The sequence below is a fragment of the Streptomyces sp. CA-288835 genome (assembly GCF_050936385.1).
Taxonomy (GTDB): Bacteria; Actinomycetota; Actinomycetes; order Streptomycetales; family Streptomycetaceae; genus Streptomyces.
This window is the reverse complement of sequence record NZ_JBNJMW010000001.1, coordinates 3,917,320-3,937,079: the sequence shown is the minus strand read 5'-3', so window position 1 is coordinate 3,937,079 and position 19,760 is coordinate 3,917,320. Positions and strand designations below refer to the sequence as shown.

The following is a 19,760-nucleotide window of genomic DNA, read 5'->3' as shown; positions in this document are numbered from 1 at the left end:
CGTTTTTTCCGAAAGGACTGACTCAGCTCCATGGCGAAGATCCTGAAGTTCGACGAGGACGCCCGTCGCGCCCTCGAGCGCGGCGTCAACAAGCTGGCCGACACGGTCAAGGTGACCATCGGCCCCAAGGGCCGCAACGTCGTGATCGACAAGAAGTTCGGCGCGCCCACCATCACCAACGACGGCGTCACCATCGCCCGCGAGGTCGAGGTCGAGGACCCGTACGAGAACCTCGGCGTCCAGCTGGTGAAGGAGGTGGCGACCAAGACCAACGACGTGGCGGGTGACGGTACGACCACCGCCACCGTGCTGGCCCAGGCGCTGGTACGCGAGGGCCTGCGGAACGTCGCCGCCGGCGCGTCCCCCGCGGCCCTGAAGAAGGGCATCGACGCGGCCGTCGCCGCGATCTCCGAGGACCTCCTCGCGACCGCCCGCCCGATCGACGAGAAGGCCGACATCGCCGCCGTCGCCGGGCTTTCCGCCCAGGACCCGCAGGTCGGCGAGCTGATCGCCGAGGCGATGGACAAGGTCGGCAAGGACGGTGTCATCACCGTCGAGGAGTCCAACACCTTCGGTCTCGAGCTGGACTTCACCGAGGGCATGGCCTTCGACAAGGGCTACCTGTCGCCGTACTTCGTGACGGACCAGGAGCGTATGGAGGCCGTCCTCGACGACCCGTACATCCTGATCCACCAGGGCAAGATCTCCTCCATCCAGGACATGCTGCCGCTGCTGGAGAAGATCATCCAGACCAACTCCTCCAAGCCGCTGCTGATCATCGCCGAGGACGTCGAGGGCGAGGCCCTGTCGACCCTGGTCGTGAACAAGATCCGCGGCACGTTCAACGCGGTGGCCGTGAAGGCCCCCGGCTTCGGCGACCGCCGCAAGGCGATGCTCGGCGACATGGCCACCCTCACCGGTGCCACCGTCATCGCCGAGGAGGTCGGCCTCAAGCTCGACCAGGTCGGTCTCGACGTGCTGGGCACAGCCCGCCGCGTGACCGTCACCAAGGACGACACGACGCTCGTCGACGGCGGCGGCAAGTCCGAGGACGTCGCGGGCCGCGTCGCCCAGATCAAGGCCGAGATCGAGACCACGGACTCCGACTGGGACCGCGAGAAGCTCCAGGAGCGCCTCGCGAAGCTGGCCGGCGGCGTCTGCGTGATCCGTGTGGGCGCGGCCACCGAGGTCGAGCTCAAGGAGAAGAAGCACCGTCTGGAGGACGCCATCTCCGCGACCCGCGCCGCGGTCGAGGAGGGCATCGTCTCCGGTGGTGGCTCCGCGCTCGTCCACGCCGCGAAGGTCCTCGAGGGCTCCCTCGGCAAGACCGGCGACGAGGCCACCGGTGTCGCCGTGGTCCGCAGGGCCGTCGTCGAGCCGCTGCGCTGGATCGCGGAGAACGCGGGCCTCGAGGGCTACGTGATCACCTCCAAGGTGGCCGAGCTCGACAAGAACCAGGGCTTCAACGCCGCGACCGGCGAGTACGGCGACCTGGTCAAGCAGGGCGTCATCGACCCGGTCAAGGTCACCCGCTCCGCCCTGGAGAACGCCGCCTCCATCGCCTCCCTGCTTCTGACGACCGAGACCCTGGTCGTCGAGAAGCCGGCCGAGGAGGAGCCGGAGGCCGGAGGCCACGGCCACGGTCACTCCCACTGAGCGCTGACGAACGGTAGGGCGGTACGTCCCTGACGACGCCCGGAGAGAGGCCCGGTACCCCACGCGCGGGGTACCGGGCCTCTCTCAATTCGCCCTAGATTTCGAGCTGGTCGAGCACCCCGAGCTGGGCCATCAGCCCCAGCCGGTCGTACTGCCACCAGCCCTCGACGATCTTGCCGTCCTCCTGGCAGCGGAAGACGGTCGTCCCGGTCATGCTGACCGTCCTGCCGGTCGACGGAATCCCCAGGAAGTCACCCTTGTGGGTGCCGTTCCAGGTCCAGCGCGTGCAGACCCGGTCGCCCTGGGTGATCTGGTCCTCGACGGTGAACGTGAAGTCGAACGCTCCGCGCCACATCCCCATCTCGCGCCGCATCGCGTCGAGTCCGATGGTGTCCTGGTCGTTGGCGGGATCGTGGTCGTGGTAGTTCTCCGCGATCAGGTCGTTGAGCGGGGGCAGTTCACCCTTCGTGCCGATCGTCTCGAAGAGCTTGCGGATATTCGCCGCGTACAGCTGCTCGTCCCGTACGACATCCAGGTCCGTGAACGTCGGCATCTCCTCGCAGAGCGCCACCAGCTGGCGGAAGACCTCGTCCGTCTCGGGCAGATTCGAGTTCCGCATCGCCTCCTCGTACGACGGGAACTCGACGATCTCGATGATGTGCGACGAGTCGGACCGGTCCTGGCCGATCAGACTGTGCGTCGCCGTCCGCTTCCCCTTGGTCCGCTCGACCCAGGTGTCCATCAGCCGGTTCACCTCGTCGAACCGGCTCGTCTTGCAGTCGATGAGTTGCACAAAGGTCATGACGCCGCCTCCAGCCCCCCTGACTCCGGCTGAATCCCCCATTTTAGTGAAAATCACTCAAGGATGTCTTAGTTGAATTAGCGACGTGAATAGGGGCAATGCGGTGGCGACCGGGTGTTACTGCGGCCCGTATTTCCTTCCCGCCCTCGAACTGACCCCGCCGAGCAGACCGCGCGGGGCCACTTTCACCAAGCCCATGATGGCCTTGTAACGAGGATCGGGAATGGACAGCGACTTGCCGCGGGCCAGGTCCGCGAGGGCCGCCGTGGCCACTTTGTCGGCGTCGAGCCACATCCAGTCGGGGATGTTGTCCGTGCCCATCCCGGCCCGCTCATGGAACTCCGTACGCACAAAGCCGGGGCACAGCGCCATCAGCCGGACCCCGGACCCGGCCAGGTCCTTCGCCACGCCCTGGGTGAACTGCACGACCCAGGCCTTCGACGCCCCGTAGGTGCCACGCGGCAGGAACGCGGCCACCGACGCGACGTTGACGACACCCCCGCGCCCCCGGTCCCGCATGGACTCCGTCGCCGCCGAGGTCAGCCGGAGCACCGCCTCGCAGTGCACCTTGAGCATCGTCAGCTCGTCCGCCATCGGTACGTCCAGAAAGCGGCCCTTGTTGCCGAAGCCGGCGTTGTTGACCAGCAAGTCGACCGGGTGCTTACGGTCCGAGAGGCGGGCGGCCACCGCCTCGATGCCGTCGTCCGTCGCCAGGTCCGCCGACAGCACCTCCGCCTCGATGCCGTGCCGGTCGTGCAACTCGGTCGCCTGCTCACCGAGCCGCTTCTTGTCACGCGCCACCAGCACGAGGTTGTGGCCGTCGGAGGCCAGGCGCCGCGCGAAGGCGGCACCGATGCCCGCGGTCGATCCCGTAATCAGAGCCGTTGTCATGCCCCAAGGTTATGGAGTGCGCGTCGGCCCGACCGCATCGGATTCCCGAATTCCGCCCCACCGGGATGACGATCCGTCAACTCTGCCGCGCCATATAGGCCCGCGCCCTCTCGATCGCCTCCGGATGCAGCGCGTCACCCGCCGCGAGCAGCCGCGGCAGCAGCTCCCGCTCGGTCGTGACCGCCCGGAACTGGAAGGCGACGGTCACCTCGTGATCCGGCCGGTGCACGATCTCTATCGGATCCCCGGCCCGTATCTCCCCCGGCTCGATCACCCGCAGATACGCGCCTGGCGCCCCCTTCCGCGTGAACCGCCTGACCCACCCCTTCTCCCCGAGATGCCCCTGGAAGGTGTTGCACGGAATCCGCCCACTGGTGACCTCGAGGACCACCTCGGAACCGATCCGCCAGCGCTCCCCGATCTTCGCGCCGGACACATCGAGCCCCTCCGTGGTGAGGTTCTCGCCGAAGGTGCCGCTGGTCAGCGTGCGCCCCAACTCCCGCTCCCAGTCGTCGAGATCCTCCCGCGCGAAGGCATACACAGCCTGGTGATCCCCACCGTGATGCTTCGTATGACACACGGCGTCGCCGGCCACCCCGCTGGCACCGACCCCCTTGGGCCCAGGCGCCGCCACCCGCACCGGCCCGCCCACCGGCCGCTTGTCGATCCCGGTCACGCGCTCCGGCTGATCCGTGTGCTCGGTGACCTCGGGCCGGCCCAGATTCAACGACAGAAGCTTCATGCCAGCACGCTAGGCGAGGGTGACCAAAGGCGCGACGCAATATTCAGCTACGTACCCAAGATGCGCTTATGCTCAGGACATGATCGAGGCCCGTCATCTCCGTGTGCTGCGCGCCGTGGCCGCCACCGGCTCCTTCTCGGCGGCGGGGCGCGAGCTGGGCTGCACCCAGCCCGCCGTCAGCCAGCAGATGAAGGCCCTGGAAGCCTCCGTCGGTACCCCGCTGCTGATCCGCACGGGCCGCGAAATGCGCCTGACGCAGGCCGGGGAGGCGCTGGTACGCCATGCCGCGGGCATCATCGCCGGCCTCACCGCCGCCGAGGAGGAGGTCGCCGCGATCGCGGGCCTGCGCGCGGGCCGGGTCCGCCTGGTCTCGTTCCCCAGCGGCAGCTCGACGCTCGTACCGACCGCGCTCGCCGCCCTGCGCGCCGCACACCCCGGAACCCGGGTCTCCCTGGAGGAGGCCGAGCCGCCGCACTCGGTCGCGATGCTGCGAGAGGGCGACTGCGATGTGGCGCTGGCCTTCAGGTACGAGGGGGCGGCGAGCGCCGAGGAATGGGACGACCTGGTGGTACGGCCCCTGCTCAGCGACCGGCTCGTCGGGCTCGTACCGGAGGGGCACCGGCTGGCCGGTGCGAAGTCGGTCGCCATTGGCGAACTCGCCGGGGACCCGTGGATCGCGGGCTGCCCCCGCTGCCGCGGCCAGCTCGTCGAGGCCTGCGAGAGCGCCGGCTTCACCCCTCGTATCGACTTCGCGACCGACGACTATCCGGCGGTGGTCGGTCTGGTCGGTGCGGGTCTCGGCGTCGCCGTTCTGCCGGAGCTGGCCATCGAGTCCGTACGCCCCAAGAGGGCACGCACGGTGACGGTGGAGCCCGCGCTCCGGCGGGAGATCGTCGCGCTCACGCTGCCCGATCTGGCCCAAGTTCCCGCGGTGGCGGCCACGCTGAACGAGCTGGCCCGCGCCGCGGCGCGCTGAATACAGCGCGTCCCCCAGCAGAGCATCCGCTGTTGTGCACAGCCTGTGCAGAAACGTTCCTTCGATCGTTCAGTTGTTCGACGCGACGCCTCCGCTCGGCGCCGAGGCCGAGACGAGCCGGTTGCGGGCGCGTCCCATGAGCTCTTCGCGTTCGTCCTCGGTGAGTCCGCCCCACACCCCGTACGGCTCGCGCACCGCCAGCGCGTGCGCCGCGCACTGCGCGCGTACCGGGCACCTCATGCAGACCTCTTTGGCCGAGTTCTCGCGAGCGCTCCGGGCTGCCCCGCGCTCGCCCTCCGGGTGGAAGAACAGGGAGCTGTCGACTCCACGGCAGGCCGCGAGGAGCTGCCAGTCCCACAGATCCGCGTTGGGTCCGGGAAGGCGGGAGAAATCTGCCATTGCGTTGTCCCCTTGTGGCCGTTCAGGCGGATACCTGCCCATGATCGCATGTAGACGATCTAAGGAGATGAAAATATGACTCATTGCGAATCTAGCTACAGACACCAGCGAATGGGAAGAAAAACGTCTGAATGGGGCATGCCTTGTGATGAAACCTTGTGGGTCCTCGGCGGCTGTCTGCACCGTGTCCGCACCCTCACGTAGAGTGCCGAAGGTGGCTCACCGCCCCGTAACTCTTTCGAGTGACCGTCGTTGAGTGTGCTGAGGCGGTTGAAGGAACAAACGCTCGGTCGGACGGCAGAATCCGTCGGCGAGTATCGACCGCACAGGTGACGATTCGTACCAGCCTGGAGGCTCAAGGTGACGCGCAGCAGCTGTGAGAGCCGCGGAGGACAGTCATGACATCGGTCCTCGTCTGCGACGACTCCCCGCTTGCCCGAGAGGCGTTGCGCCGCGCGGTCGCGACCGTGCCCGGCGTCGAGCGTGTGACGACGGCGGCCAACGGCGAGGAAGTCCTCCGCCGCTGGGGCGCCGACCGCTCGGACCTGATTCTGATGGACGTACGCATGCCCGGTCTGGGCGGCGTGGAGACGGTCCGGCGGCTGTTGTCCGCCGATCCCGGTGCGCGCATCATCATGCTCACCGTTGCCGAGGATCTGGACGGGGTCGCGCTCGCCGTGGCCGCAGGAGCCCGTGGCTATCTGCACAAGGACGCCTCGCGCGCGGAGCTGCGTGCGACCGTGACGCAGGCACTCGCCGACCCGACCTGGCGGCTCGCCCCGCGCAGGCTGCGCTCGGCCGAGATGGGTGCCGCGCCGACGCTCACCGCACGTGAGATCCAGGTGCTCGAGGGCATGAGCCACGGCCGGTCGAACGCGGAGATCGGCCGTGAGTTGTTTCTCTCGGAGGACACCGTCAAGACCCACGCGCGGCGTCTGTTCAAGAAGCTCGGCGCCTCGGACCGCGCCCATGCGGTGGCGCTCGGATTCCGGTGGGGCCTGGTTCGTTAGGTGAAGTGCAGCGGGGGTAGGAAAACCCCCGCCTGCCGTGTGGTGGGCGGGGGTGGAGAGAGGGCCCGACAGGTGCCCGCTGCTCGTTTCGGCGAGGATGCCGCATCCTTGAGGTGTGGAGTTCCTCGGGGACGAGTCGATCGAGCGGGAGGGGAGGGCGCAGGAGATGAGTTCCGGCGCACCTGCTCATAACGCTTCGGTGCACAACAACGGACGCGGTGCCACGGAACAGACGACGCCAAGGCACCATGGACCGATGCGCGAAGACGAGGCGGCCACTGCCCAAGGGGCAATCGGTTCGCTCGTGCATCGTGCCGTCGACGGTGACGAGCAGGCCACGCACGATCTGCTCGCCCATGTCCATCCCCTCGCGCTGCGCTACTGCCGCACCCGGCTGTCCCGGCTGCCGGGTGACGCACGGCACTTCGTCGAGGATCTGGCGCAAGAGGTCTGCGTGGCGGTGCTGCTCGCACTGCCGCGCTACAAGGACACCGGACGCCCCTTCGAGGCGTTCGTCTTCGCCATCGCCGCGCACAAGGTCGCCGATCTGCAGCGCGCCGCGATGCGCCATCCCGGCTCGACGGCCGTGCCCTCGGACGAGATGCCCGAGCGGCCCGACGACTCCCTCGGCCCCGAGGAGCGCGCTCTCCTCAGCAGCGACGCCGAGTGGGCCAAGAAGCTCCTGGCGAACCTTCCGGAGAACCAGCGTGAGCTGCTGCTCCTGAGGATCGCGGTGGGCCTCACGGCCGAGGAGACGGGGCAGATGCTGGGGATGTCTCCGGGAGCGGTCCGGGTCGCCCAGCACCGGGCGCTGAGCCGCTTGAGGGCGCTGGCCGAGCAGTAGGACCGGCTTCCGGGATCCCTGGATTCACGGGAGTCGGCGCAGGTGGTGAACGACGAAGCCACCAGGCCCGTACGAACCGACGAAGCGGCGGAGCAGCCATGGTGTGGAATCAGACCCCCCAGTTCGCCGTTAGCATGGACATCCGCACCGATCAAGGCCATTTGGGGAAGGTGTCATGACTGCCAACGTCGACGGAGTGCCCGAGAAATTCGCGACACTCGGGCTGACCTACGACGATGTGCTGCTGCTGCCGGGCGCGTCGGAAGTGCTTCCGAGCGCGGTCGACACCTCGTCCCGCATCTCCCGCAACGTGCGCGTGAACATCCCGCTGCTCTCGGCGGCGATGGACAAGGTGACCGAGTCCCGTATGGCGATCGCCATGGCGCGACAGGGCGGCGTCGGCGTACTCCACCGCAATCTGTCCATCGAGGACCAGGTCAACCAGGTCGACCTGGTGAAGCGCTCCGAGTCCGGGATGGTCACCGACCCGATCACGGTGCACCCGGACGCGACGCTCGCGGAGGCGGACGCGCTGTGCGGCAAGTTCCGTATCAGCGGTGTCCCGGTGACCGACGGCGGCGGCAAGCTGCTGGGTATCGTCACCAACCGCGACATGGCCTTCGAGACCGATCGCTCCCGTCAGGTGCGCGAGGTCATGACCCCGATGCCGCTGGTCACCGGCAAGGTCGGCATCTCTGGCCCGGACGCCATGCAGCTGCTGCGCCGCCACAAGATCGAGAAGCTTCCCCTGGTCGACGACGCGGGCGTGCTCAAGGGCCTCATCACGGTCAAGGACTTCGTCAAGGCCGAGCAGTACCCCAACGCCGCGAAGGACGCCGAGGGCCGCCTGATCGTCGGTGCCGCCGTGGGCGCCAGCCCCGAGGCGCTCGAGCGGGCGCAGGCGCTGGCCGAGGCCGGCGTGGACTTCCTGGTCGTCGACACCTCGCACGGCCACAACAGCAACGCCCTGAGCTGGATGTCGAAGATCAAGTCGAGCGTCCGCGTCGATGTGATCGGCGGCAACGTCGCCACCCGTGACGGCGCCCAGGCCCTGATCGACGCCGGCGTCGACGGCATCAAGGTGGGCGTGGGCCCCGGCTCGATCTGCACGACCCGCGTGGTCGCCGGCATCGGCGTCCCCCAGGTCACCGCGATCTACGAAGCGTCCCTCGCGGCCCGTCCGGCGGGCGTCCCGCTGATCGGTGACGGCGGCCTGCAGTACTCCGGCGACATCGGCAAGGCGCTCGCCGCCGGCGCCGACACGGTGATGCTGGGCAGCCTCCTCGCCGGCTGCGAGGAGTCGCCCGGCGAGCTGCAGTTCATCAACGGCAAGCAGTTCAAGTCCTACCGCGGAATGGGATCGCTCGGTGCGATGCAGTCCCGCGGCCAGGGCCGGTCGTACTCGAAGGACCGCTACTTCCAGGCCGAGGTGGCCGCCGACGACAAGCTCGTGCCCGAGGGCATCGAGGGCCAAGTGCCCTACCGCGGCCCGCTGGCCAACGTGCTGCACCAGCTCGTCGGCGGTCTGCGCCAGACCATGGGCTACGTGGGCGCGGCCGCCATCGACGAGATGGAGACCAAGGGCCGCTTCGTACGGATCACCTCCGCGGGCCTCAAGGAGAGCCACCCGCACGACATCCAGATGACGGTCGAGGCGCCGAACTACAGCCGCAACAAGTAGTCGTACGACGTCGGAATCGGCATCCACGCGCGCGTGCAGCACGATGAGGGCGGCTCCGGAGGTTCCGGAGCCGCCCCTGCCGCCTGTCGGTTCGCCTCCGGGGCGCTCTAAGCCGGTGTCGAGAGGCCGACCGTGCTCAACCCTTCGGGCCTCCGCGCGCTCGGCCTCTCGACACCGGCCGCGCCCCTGCGGCTCACGGGCGTCGGTGATACTGGAAGACGCTGCAACGAAGAGGGAAAGGCCACAGAACGTGACTGAGATCGAGATCGGGCGCGGCAAGCGCGGCCGCCGGGCGTACGCCTTCGACGACATCGCCGTCGTCCCCAGCCGCCGTACGCGAGACCCGAAGGAGGTCTCGATCGCCTGGCAGATCGACGCCTACCGCTTCGAGCTGCCCTTCCTGGCCGCCCCCATGGACTCGGTCGTCTCCCCGGCCACCGCGATCCGCATCGGCGAGCTGGGAGGCCTCGGCGTACTGAATCTCGAAGGCCTGTGGACGCGGCACGAGGACCCGCAGCCGCTCCTCGACGAGATCGCCGAACTGGACGTCGACAACGCGACGCGTCGCCTCCAGGACATCTACGCGGCTCCCATCAAGGAGGAGCTGATCGGGCAGCGCATCAAGGAGGTGCGCGACTCGGGCGTGGTCACCGCCGCCGCGCTCTCGCCGCAGCGCACGGCCCAGTTCTCCAAGGCCGTCGTGGACGCGGGCGTCGACATCTTCGTGATCCGCGGTACGACGGTGTCGGCCGAGCATGTCTCGGGCGCCTCCGAGCCGCTGAACCTGAAGCAGTTCATCTACGAGCTGGACGTCCCCGTCATCGTCGGCGGCTGCGCCACGTACACGGCTGCGCTGCACCTGATGCGTACGGGCGCGGCCGGTGTCCTGGTCGGCTTCGGCGGCGGCGCCGCACACACCACGCGCAACGTCCTGGGCATCCAGGTGCCCATGGCCACGGCGGTCGCGGACGTGGCGGCGGCCCGTCGGGACTACATGGACGAGTCCGGGGGACGGTACGTCCACGTCATCGCCGACGGCGGCGTCGGCTGGTCCGGCGACCTCCCGAAGGCCATCGCCTGCGGCGCCGACGCCGTCATGATGGGCTCCCCGCTGGCCCGCGCCACGGACGGCCCCGGCAAGGGCCACCACTGGGGCATGGAGGCCGTCAACGAAGAGCTGCCACGCGGCAAGAAGGTCGACCTCGGCACGGTCGGCACGATCGAGGAGATCCTCGCGGGGCCGTCCCATACGCCGGACGGCTCCATGAACTTCTTCGGGGCGCTGCGGCGGGCGATGGCGACCACCGGGTACAGCGAGCTGAAGGAGTTCCAGCGGGTCGAGGTCACGGTGGCGGACTCGCAGCACAAGCGGTGACGTGACGCTGCGCTCGGCTTGAGCGGAGGGAGGGGCTCGGTTGCCTGTGTGGGCGACCGGGCCCCTTTGCTGTGCCCAAGTGGACTGGTGGGAGCGCCAGTTGTGAGAGGGGGGCGCGTGGTTGCGTTTGGGGCGAATGTGGGCTGAACGGGCGTAGTGGGGCGATAGTGTCCGTGATCGGCGCCCCAGTTCTCGGGGGCGCCCCCTTCCAAGGAGAACGTTTCCGGACCCCGGCCCTCGGGGCCCGGCCCGAGCTCCAAATGGACCGTCCACCGGGTTATTGGGCGGCGTCATGGAAGGGGGCGCACCCATGGGTCGTCACCGCAAGCCCACCCGCTGGGACCGTATCCGTCTTCGGATGGTGAAGTTCCGGAGGAGGTGCATCTTGTGGATTTACGGAAGGTGAGCGGCCACCCCCAAGAGGACTAGGGGTGGACACTCCGTTCACTTTTCAGGAGCCTGCCGCAGTGACCCCTGCGGTGGGCTCCACCCTTTTGTACGGTACCGGATCCGTCGTCGGGCGGCTTGGCTGCCGGACGTGGTGACCTTGCGGATCTTCGGTTGGAGAGCGGCCGCCCCCACGAGAACTAGGGGCGGACACTCCGTTCACCATCCAGGAGCCTGCCGCAGCAGCCACTGCGGTGGCTCCACCTGCCCTCACGCTAGCCGCGGACCCGCCCCACCCGCCACCAGCCCCAGAAGCACACCCCCCGCACGCGCCCCCCTTCACAACCGATGCGCCGCCCCCGTAGGCGTAGCCCCCCGCGTATCCAGCAGCAACTGCGCCTTCACCGAAAGCCCCTGGAGGTCGTACGTGCGGTGGTGCTGGAGGAGGATCGTCAGGTCGGCGTCGGCGGTGGCCTCGTAGAGGGAGTCCGCGCGGGGGATGGGGTGGTCCAGGACGCTCCAGGAGGGGACGTACGGGTCGTCGTAGGTGATGGCGGCGCCCAGTTCCATCAGTCGGAGTGCGATCTCGCGGGCGGGGGAGCCCTGTTGGTCGGCGTGGTCGGGTTTGTACGTCACGCCGAGGAGGAGTACGCGTGCGCCTCGGGCCGACTTGCCGTGTTCGTTGAGGAGTGTGGCCGCGCGCTGGATGACGTACTGGGGCATGTGGTCGTTGACCTGCTGGGCCAGTTCGACCATGCGCAGGGCGCGGGTTCTGGGGCCCGCGAGGTCCCGGGGGACGGCGTGGCCGCCGACTCCGGGGCCGGGGCGGAAGGACTGGAAGCCGAAGGGTTTGGTCTCGGCGCAGCGGATGACGTCCCACAGGTCGACGCCCAACTCGTGGCAGAGGACGGCCATTTCGTTGACCAAGGCGATGTTGACGTGCCGGTAGTTGGTCTCCAGGAGCTGCACTGTTTCCGCTTCGCGGGGGCCACGCGCGCGTACCACCTTGTCGGTGAGCCGGCCGTAGAAGGCGGCGGCCGACTCGGTGCAGGCGGGGGTGAGGCCGCCGATGACCTTCGGGGTGTTCGCCGGGGTGTGGTCGCGGTTGCCCGGGTCGACCCGGCTGGGTGAGTAGGCGAGGTGGAAGTCGCGGCCCGCGCGCAGTCCGGAACCCTCTTCCAGCAGAGGCCGCAGGAATTCCTCCGTGGTCCCCGGGTACACGGGGGATTCCAGGATCACCGTGGTGTGCGGACGCAGCCATGTGGCCAGGGTGCTCGCGGCGGCGGTCACCTGGGACAGGTCCAGGCCGCCGTCCGTGCCGCGGGGGGTGGGTGCGCAGATGACGGCGGTGCGTACGCGGCCGAGTTCGGCGGGGTCGGTGGCCGGGCGGAAGCCCGCCGCGAGCATCCGGCGCAGTTCGGCGGCGGACAGCGGTGCGGGGGCGCCGCTCTGGTAGCCGAGCGTGGGGATGCCGGCGGTGGCGGCGGCCTGGGCCAGGGGCAGGCCGAGCTGGCCGAGGCCGATGACGGCGAGATCTGCGGGCATGGCGGTGGGCCGTCCTTCCCAATAGCCGAGGCGGGACAACGGCGCAAGCCCTGTGGACAGAACGGGCGAGCGCAATGTCAGACTAGGAGTAAATATGACCGATTTGCGGGATTGGCTGGTGGTGATTCCCTGCGAGTCGCCGAGGGTTGTCCACAGGCTGGCGGTGGGTGGTGGCCGAAGTCGGGGAAGGCCGTCAGACTTTGAGCGTGGGCGATGTGGACCGAGCCTCGCCGAACAGATGAGGCCAGCTCGACGAACAGCGGGAGGCAGCGGTGAGGACAGCGGCACTGGGACCGGCGGAGCGCGCCGAGTCACTCGCATCGATGGCCGAGCACGAGCTGGATCTGCTGGTCGTGGGCGGTGGTGTGGTCGGCGCGGGCACCGCGCTGGACGCCGCGACCCGCGGGCTGTCCACCGGCCTGGTCGAGGCGCGTGACTGGGCGTCGGGCACATCGAGCCGGTCGAGCAAGCTCATACACGGCGGACTGCGCTATCTGGAGATGCTCGACTTCGCGCTCGTACGTGAGGCGTTGAAGGAGCGCGGACTGCTGCTGGAGCGGCTGGCGCCGCACCTCGTCAAGCCCGTGCCGTTCCTCTATCCACTGCAGAACAAGGGCTGGGAGCGGTTGTACGCCGGATCGGGCGTCGCGCTCTACGACGGCATGTCGATGGCGCGTGGCCATGGACGCGGGCTGCCGATGCATCGTCACCTGACCCGCCGTAGTGCTCTGCGTGTGGCTCCCTGCTTGAAGAAGGACGCGCTGGTCGGGGCACTGCAGTACTACGACGCGCAGATGGACGACGCCCGCTACGTGGCAACCCTGGTGCGCACGGCGGCGGCGTACGGCGCGAACGTCGCCAACCGGGCGCGGGTGACCGGCTTCCTGCGTGAGGGCGAACGGGTTGTCGGTGCCAGGGTGCAGGATGTGGAAGCGGGCGGGGAGTACGAAATCCACGCCAAGCAGGTCGTCAACGCCACGGGGGTGTGGACCGACGACACCCAGGCGCTGGTGGGGGAGAGGGGGCAGTTCCACGTAAGGGCGTCCAAGGGCATCCATCTCGTCGTGCCGAAGGACCGGATCCACTCGACTACGGGGCTGATACTGCGGACCGAGAAGTCCGTGCTGTTCGTGATCCCGTGGGGGCGGCACTGGATCGTGGGCACGACGGACACCGGCTGGGACCTGGACAAGGCGCATCCCGCGGCGTCCAGCGCGGACATCGACTATCTCCTGGAGCACGTCAACTCCGTGCTGGCGGTGCCGCTTTCACGTGACGACGTGCAGGGGGTGTATGCGGGGCTGCGGCCGCTGCTGGCCGGGGAGTCGGACGCCACCAGCAAGCTGTCGCGCGAGCACACCGTGGCGCATCCGGTGCCGGGGCTCGTGGTCGTGGCGGGCGGCAAGTACACGACGTACCGCGTAATGGCCAAGGACGCGGTGGACGAGGCGGTGCACGGCCTCGACCAGCGCGTCGCCGACTGCGTCACCGAGGACATCCCGCTCATCGGCGCCGAGGGATACCGGGCGCTGTGGAACGCGCGGGCGCGCATAGCCGCGCGGACCGGGCTCCATGTGGTGCGCGTGGAGCACCTGTTGAACCGGTACGGGGCGCTCGCCGAGGAGGTGCTCGACCTCATCGCCAAGGACACCTCACTGGGTGAGGCCTTGCCGGCCGCCGAGGACTATCTGCGCGCCGAGATCGTGTACGCCGCCTCGCACGAGGGGGCGCGACACCTGGACGATGTACTGACCCGGCGTACGCGCATCTCGATAGAGACGTTCGACCGCGGGACGCGCAGCGCGCGGGAGGCGGCGGAGCTGATGGCGCCGGTGCTCGGCTGGGACAAGGACCAGATCGAGCGTGAGGTGCAGCACTACGAGAAGCGGGTGGAGGCCGAGCGGGAGTCGCAGCGGCAGCCGGACGACCTGACGGCCGACGCGGCACGGCTGGGGGCGCCGGACATCGTGCCGCTGTAGCGCGGCGTTCTCGCGGGGGTTGCGGATGGCGCATTCCGCTTGTGGGCACCCTGGGCGCTGACTGGTCGTCGGGTGAGGGACAATGGAGGCTCTGTCGGGGCGGGTTGCATGAGGGGACGCATGTCGGAGCCGGAGCGGGACGGGACATCTCGTCAGGACAAGGATGAACGTCTCCTCGCCGGTCGGTACCGGCTGGGGGAAGTCCTCGGCCGCGGCGGCATGGGCACCGTGTGGAGAGCCAAGGACGAGACGCTGGGCCGGACGGTCGCCGTCAAGGAGCTGCGGTTCCCGTCGAGCATCGATGAGGACGAGAAGCGGCGGCTGATCACGCGCACCCTGCGCGAGGCCAAGGCGATCGCGCGGATCCGGAACACCGGCGCGGTGACGGTCTTCGACGTGGTCGACGAGGACAACCGGCCGTGGATCGTGATGGAGCTCATCGAAGGCAAGTCGCTCGCCGAGGCGATCCGTGAGGACGGGCTGCTCACCCCCAAGCGCGCCGCGGAAGTCGGTCTCGCCGTCCTCGACGTACTGCGTGCCGCGCACCGCGAGGGCATCCTGCACCGTGACGTGAAGCCGTCGAACGTGCTCATCTCCGAGGACGGCCGGGTCGTGCTCACCGACTTCGGTATCGCGCAGGTCGAGGGCGACCCGTCCATCACCTCGACCGGCATGCTCGTCGGAGCGCCCTCCTACATCTCGCCCGAGCGGGCGCGCGGCCACAAGCCGGGCCCCGCCGCCGACCTCTGGTCGCTCGGCGGCCTGCTGTACGCCTCGGTGGAGGGTGTGCCCCCGTACGACAAGGGTTCCGCCATCGCGACGCTCACCGCCGTGATGACCGAGCCGCTCGAACAGCCCAAGAACGCCGGGCCGTTGGAGAAGGTCATCTACGGGCTGCTCGTGAAGGACCCCGAGCAGCGGCTCGACGAGGCGGGTGCACGGGCGATGCTCACCGAGGTGATCCACGCGCCCGAGCCCAAGGAGACCGAGCCCGAGCCGGAGCCGGAGCCGATGGAGGCGACCAAGGTCGTGCCTCTGCCGGACGTGCCGGAGGCCCCCTCGAAGAACTCGAAGAAGCGGAGTTCGGGAGGTGGTGCCGGGAGCAGGCCGGGCAAGGCGAGTAAGAAGGGCGAGGAGGCGGCCGAGCGGCTGCTCGGGGCGTTTCGTTCCGTACGGAAGAGTGCTGCCGCTTCGGCGGGGGCGGCCTCGGCGGCGGTGGCCGGGGTGCGCGGGAAGCCTGACGGTTCGGCCGAGGACTCCGCCGGCTCCAACGGCTCCGTAGGCTCCACTGAGTCCGCTGACTCCACCGAGTCCGCCGGCTCGGATCAGGCCGCCGAGTCCGCGAGCTCCGTTGAGTCCGCAACCTCGGACGAGCGTGCCGACTCTGCCGAGTCCGCCGCATCCAAGGGTTCGTCGGGTTCCTCCGCGGAGGGCGCGGCTGCTGCGAGCGAGAAGGCGTCCGGCGGAGAGAAGGCCGTAGGCGAGAAGCCAGCCGGGGAGAAGCCTGCCGGAGAGAAGGCCGAAGCCAAGGCCGGAGTATCCGCGAAGGACGATGAGAAAGTCGCCGTCGGACTGAGCTCCGCCGAAACGAATTCCCCCGGAGCGAACTCCCCTGCGGCAAGCGCGACTTCGGGGGCAGGGGGCGGGACGACGTCGCCCACCACCCCCAGGGCGCCGCTCAGCGATGTGGTGTCGCGGCGGACGTTGGCGATCGTCGCGGTGGTCGTGGCGCTCGCCGTACTCGGCACGATTCTCGCGGTTGTGCTGGACGGCGATGGCAATGCCGGAGCCCAGGGGAACAAGGGCGGAGGCGACAAATCCGCGTCCAGCGGGGCGAACGCCGGGAGCGACACCAAGCAGGATGAGAAGGACGGTACGGGCACGGACGGCGGCGAAAAGCCGGAGTCCGCTGCCGGAGCCTCCGGAAACCCGAGTACGGGAAGCACACCGAGCCCGACGCCGAGCGGGTCCGGTGGGGCGAACGAAGGCGGCGAGGGCTCGAAGGACATCGCCGCGTCGACGCACAAGGGGAGCCAGGGGTACTCGATCGGGCTGCCGAAGGGGTGGAAGTACCAGTCCACGAGCGCGAGCGGGGACAGGTTCGCCGGTCCTGACGGGCAGGAGCTGCTGGTCGCCTGGACGTCCACGCCCAAGGACGACCCCGTGGCGGACTGGAAGAACCAAGAGCAGTTCATGGGGCGGTCGCAGTACCAGCGGATCCGTATCGAGAAGGTCGGCTATCGCGGCTGGAACGCGGCGGACTGGGAGTTCACGTTTACGGAGGGCGGGACCAAGTACCGCTCGATCGACCGCGGGTTCGTCGTCAACAACCGGCTCGGTCACGCGCTGATGTACACCGCGAAGGCCTCGACGTGGGACAGCGAGCTTCGCCGGGACACCTGGCAGACACTCACGCGGACGTTCCAACCGAAGGCCTGAGGGATACAAGAGGGATACGGGAGTCTTGAGATCTCGCATCCCCTCACTGCGAGTTGCCTCCGGCACGTATCGTGAGTGGTTGCGGACCGTACGCAGCCGGATATGCGGCCACAACGGGACGCATGACGAGCGGAATTGACCGACCGGGTGGCCGGGGGAGGCATCGTGGACGACTATGCGGGACGGGTACTCGCCGACCGCTACCGCCTTCCGCTGCCGCCTTCGGACGAGTACGAATTCGCCGAGAGCCGGGCCTTCGACACCTACAGCGGGCAGGAAGTGCTGGTCAGGCAGGTGCCGTTGCCCGAGGTCGTCGAGGCGGAGGTGATCGACGCCGACGGTCTGCCCGACGGGTTCGTGGCGCGGGACGGCGGGGCACGGAGGTCGGCCGCGCGGCCCACGCGGCGGCCCACCGAGCCTGCCGTGCGGCGGGCGATCGAGGCTGCGCAGGCGGCGGCGCAGATACCCGACCATCCCCGGCTTGACCAGGTCTTCGACGTGTTCGCCGAGGGCGGGTCGCTGTGGATAGTGAGCGAGTTGGTGCCCGCCCGGCCGCTGGCGGCGCTGCTCGCGGAGCGCCCGCTGAGTCCGTACCGGGCCGCCGAGGTCGCCGCCGATGTGCTGACCGCGTTGCGGGTGCTGCATGCGCACGGCTGGGTGCACCGGAACATCACGGTGCGTACGGTGCTGGTCTGCGACGACGGCCGGGTGATGCTCACGGGGCTCGCGGCCGGGGCGGCCGAGGAGGCGCTGTGCGGCTACGACCCGGTGCCGGTTGCGGAGGGTGAGCGCGACGGGGGCCCTGAGGGGGCCGATTCCGGTTCCGCTTCCGGTGCGGCCGCGGGTTCGACGGGGACGGGTTCGCAGGGCCCGTACGGACCATCCGGTCAGCCCGGACAGCATGGGCCCGGTCAGTCGGGTCCGCCCGGACATCCCGGTCAACCCGGTCAGTCGGGCAGCCCCGGTCACTACGGCTCGCCCGCTGTTCCCCACACCCGCGTCCCCGGTGGCGACCGGTCCGCCGTAGAGGCGGCGCCCGGCGGTCATGGAGCCGTGGCGCCCGTGGCGCAGCCCCCGGTCGCGGGGCGGCGGGCCTTGGAGCCGACCAATGACGTGCGGGCGGCCCGGGCCGGAGCCATCGCGGCCTACCGCGCCGGTGCGCGGGCCGCGGCGCGCGTGCACGAGGAGCAGCGGGACGGACAGCAAGGGCAGCACGGACGGCACGGAGAGAACGCAGCGTTGCCCGGCCCGCGGCCCCGGCCCTCCGCCGACGGTGACGCCGAGGCCGGGCAGACCTCCGCGTACGGCGTGGAGCACTCGGCGCCGCCCGGCCAGATCGCCGACCCGTACGGAGTGGGCGGGCCGAACCCCTGGCACGGCGCCGTCCCGCGCGCCGGCGCCCCCGCGCTGCCCGGCAACGGCCAGGGCCAAGGCCAGGGCCGCCCCGCGCTCCCGGGCCAGGCGAACGGCGGCGGAACAGGCATACCGGGCAACGGATTTGGCGCATCGGGCGCAGGAACCGACGTACCGGGGAGCGGTGCCGCCCCCGAGACGACCGGCATACCCACCCAGCCCACCGACCACCGCACCGATCCCCAGGCCCCTGACCAGCACACCTCCTCCGAGCCCACCCGCTGGACCCACCTCGTCCCCGAACGCGCCCCTCACCGAGGCCCCACCACCGCCCTTGCCGCCGAGCGGGCCCGTCAGGCTCGTATGGCTGTCGTGGGACCGGTCACCGAGCGATGGGCGCCCGAGCAGGCCGGGCCGGTGCACGAGAACTGGCAGTTGGCGGCGCCGATCGGCCCCTCGACCGACCTGTGGGCGCTGGGCGCGCTGCTCTTCCGGGCCGTGCAGGGGCATGCGCCGTATCCGGAGGAGAACACCGCCGAGCTCGTGCAGCTGGTCTGCGCGGAGCCGCCCGCCTTCGCGGAGGAGTGCGGGCCGCTGAGGCCGGTCGTGGAGTCGCTGCTGCGTCAGGACCCCACCGAGCGGCTGGACTTCGAGGAGCTGCGCGGCTGGCTGCGTTCGCTCGTACGGTCGGCGCCCGAGCCGGAGGCGGGGACGCATGTCGTGGCGGCGCCGCCGTTGGATGCGACGCGTCTGCCCGTCGTACGCCGCCGGGGCGAGATCGTCCGCAAGCGTCGCGCGGGCTTGCCCGAGCGGCAGGCCCGTCACAAGCGGCAGGAGAAGGCGCCGAAGCCGCGCCGCCTGGGCCGCACCCTGCTGTTACTGATCCTGCTGGCGCTGGCCGCGGCCGTGGCGTACGCCATGGTCTTCATGCCCAAGGCCGAGCCCGACGCGAGCAGCAGTGTGCAGCCAGGCGCCGCCGGGCCCGGACCCGCGGCCTCGTCCGACACCGACCCGAACCCCGGCACGGACGGGAACGCGGGCACGGATCCCGGGTCCGACGAGACCCCGAGCAGCACGCCGAGCAAGGAGAACAGCCCCAGCCAGTCGTCCAGTTCCGGCACGCAGACCACCGGCCCCGAGCTGCCGCAGGGCTTCACCCTGCGTAAGGACTCCGAGGGCTTCAGCGTCGCGGTCGCGCGCGGCTGGGATCGCACACCCAAGAACGGGAGTGGTCAAGTCATCTACTCCCAGGGCAAATTCGAGCTGCTGATCGTGCCTGGGCGCGACACCGCCAGTGAATACGGCGACGATCCGATGACGTACCAGCGCGAGGAGGAGCGCGAGTTGCAGCCGTTCCGCGACTCGACCTGGGCCACGTCCAGCGGGATGCGGCGGATCGACGTGGGCGGACGGGCCATGGCCGAGGGCCAGTTCACCTGGCAGGACGCCGAGGGCCGCGAGATCTACGTACGCAATCTCGCGATCCTCGCCGACGGCCGTTACCACGTGGTGCAGTTGCGGGGTCCGGAGGCCGAGCGGGACGAGGTGTCGCGGCTGTTCGAGCAGGCGTCGACCACGTATCAGATCACCGGCTGACGGTACGGAGGACAGGTCACCTGTTGAGGGCACGGGGCCCCCGCCGGATCGCCCCACCAGCCCGGCGGTTACTGCCAGTTCCTGC

General features: G+C 69.7%; 14 protein-coding genes. 9 read left to right on the top strand and 5 right to left on the bottom strand.

From position 1 onward, the window contains the following. Positions 1 to 30: 30 nt before the first annotated feature. Positions 31 to 1,656, top strand: a complete 1,626-nt coding sequence (gene groL / locus ACQEVY_RS17610; protein ID WP_432949524.1) for a chaperonin GroEL — start codon at positions 31 to 33, stop codon at positions 1,654 to 1,656. 94 nt (positions 1,657 to 1,750) lie between these two features. On the opposite strand, the gene ACQEVY_RS17605 is transcribed toward groL, so the two are convergent. The 3 genes from ACQEVY_RS17605 to ACQEVY_RS17595 all read right to left on the bottom strand — a co-directional run bounded on the left by ACQEVY_RS17605 (position 1,751) and on the right by ACQEVY_RS17595 (position 4,091). Continuing rightward, positions 1,751 to 2,458 carry an ester cyclase gene (locus ACQEVY_RS17605; RefSeq protein WP_432949522.1) on the bottom strand — a complete coding sequence of 236 codons (708 nt, stop codon included), beginning with the start codon at positions 2,456 to 2,458 and terminating at the stop codon, positions 1,751 to 1,753. 117 nt (positions 2,459 to 2,575) lie between these two features. After that, entirely contained in the window at positions 2,576 to 3,349 is a 774-nt protein-coding gene (locus ACQEVY_RS17600) for an SDR family NAD(P)-dependent oxidoreductase (protein WP_432949520.1), read from the bottom strand. 76 nt (positions 3,350 to 3,425) lie between these two features. Next, positions 3,426 to 4,091 (bottom strand): MOSC domain-containing protein, encoded by a 666-nt coding sequence (locus ACQEVY_RS17595; RefSeq protein WP_432949518.1) that lies wholly within the window; start codon positions 4,089 to 4,091, stop codon positions 3,426 to 3,428. A 79-nt stretch (positions 4,092 to 4,170) separates the two neighbouring features. Between ACQEVY_RS17595 and ACQEVY_RS17590 the strand changes: the two genes are divergently transcribed. Beyond that, positions 4,171 to 5,067 carry a LysR family transcriptional regulator gene (locus ACQEVY_RS17590; protein WP_432949516.1) on the top strand — a complete coding sequence of 299 codons (897 nt, stop codon included), beginning with the start codon at positions 4,171 to 4,173 and terminating at the stop codon, positions 5,065 to 5,067. A gap of 69 nt (positions 5,068 to 5,136) precedes the next feature. Here ACQEVY_RS17590 and ACQEVY_RS17585 read toward each other — a convergent pair whose 3' ends face one another. Next, complete coding sequence (locus tag ACQEVY_RS17585; protein WP_432949514.1) at positions 5,137 to 5,466, bottom strand: WhiB family transcriptional regulator; 330 nt, start codon at positions 5,464 to 5,466, stop codon at positions 5,137 to 5,139. A 398-nt stretch (positions 5,467 to 5,864) separates the two neighbouring features. Here ACQEVY_RS17585 and ACQEVY_RS17580 point away from each other — a divergent pair, with 398 nt between their 5' ends. The 4 genes from ACQEVY_RS17580 (at position 5,865) to ACQEVY_RS17565 (ending at position 10,376) form a co-directional block, all read left to right on the top strand. Then, on the top strand, positions 5,865 to 6,476 hold the full coding sequence (locus ACQEVY_RS17580) for a response regulator transcription factor (protein ID WP_003948568.1): 612 nt from the start codon (positions 5,865 to 5,867) through the stop codon (positions 6,474 to 6,476). Between the two features lie 256 nt (positions 6,477 to 6,732). After that, complete coding sequence (locus tag ACQEVY_RS17575; protein ID WP_432949512.1) at positions 6,733 to 7,320, top strand: sigma-70 family RNA polymerase sigma factor; 588 nt, start codon at positions 6,733 to 6,735, stop codon at positions 7,318 to 7,320. A gap of 175 nt (positions 7,321 to 7,495) precedes the next feature. Further along, the gene (guaB, locus tag ACQEVY_RS17570) at positions 7,496 to 9,001 is read left to right on the top strand and encodes an IMP dehydrogenase (RefSeq protein WP_432949510.1); all 1,506 of its coding nucleotides are present in this window, start codon (positions 7,496 to 7,498) and stop codon (positions 8,999 to 9,001) included. A gap of 250 nt (positions 9,002 to 9,251) precedes the next feature. Next, on the top strand, positions 9,252 to 10,376 hold the full coding sequence (locus tag ACQEVY_RS17565; protein ID WP_432949508.1) for a GuaB3 family IMP dehydrogenase-related protein: 1,125 nt from the start codon (positions 9,252 to 9,254) through the stop codon (positions 10,374 to 10,376). Positions 10,377 to 11,102: 726 nt separating this feature from the next. Here ACQEVY_RS17565 and ACQEVY_RS17560 read toward each other — a convergent pair. After that, complete coding sequence (locus tag ACQEVY_RS17560) at positions 11,103 to 12,308, bottom strand: nucleotide sugar dehydrogenase (protein ID WP_432949506.1); 1,206 nt, start codon at positions 12,306 to 12,308, stop codon at positions 11,103 to 11,105. Positions 12,309 to 12,580: 272 nt separating this feature from the next. On the opposite strand from ACQEVY_RS17560, the gene ACQEVY_RS17555 reads away from it, so the two are divergent. The 3 genes from ACQEVY_RS17555 (at position 12,581) to ACQEVY_RS17545 (ending at position 19,675) form a co-directional block, all read left to right on the top strand. Further along, complete coding sequence (locus ACQEVY_RS17555) at positions 12,581 to 14,287, top strand: glycerol-3-phosphate dehydrogenase/oxidase (RefSeq protein WP_432949504.1); 1,707 nt, start codon at positions 12,581 to 12,583, stop codon at positions 14,285 to 14,287. A gap of 120 nt (positions 14,288 to 14,407) precedes the next feature. After that, entirely contained in the window at positions 14,408 to 16,726 is a 2,319-nt protein-coding gene (locus tag ACQEVY_RS17550; RefSeq protein ID WP_432949502.1) for a protein kinase domain-containing protein, read from the top strand. A gap of 165 nt (positions 16,727 to 16,891) precedes the next feature. Next, complete coding sequence (locus ACQEVY_RS17545; RefSeq protein ID WP_432949500.1) at positions 16,892 to 19,675, top strand: protein kinase; 2,784 nt, start codon at positions 16,892 to 16,894, stop codon at positions 19,673 to 19,675. Positions 19,676 to 19,760: the final 85 nt, after the last annotated feature.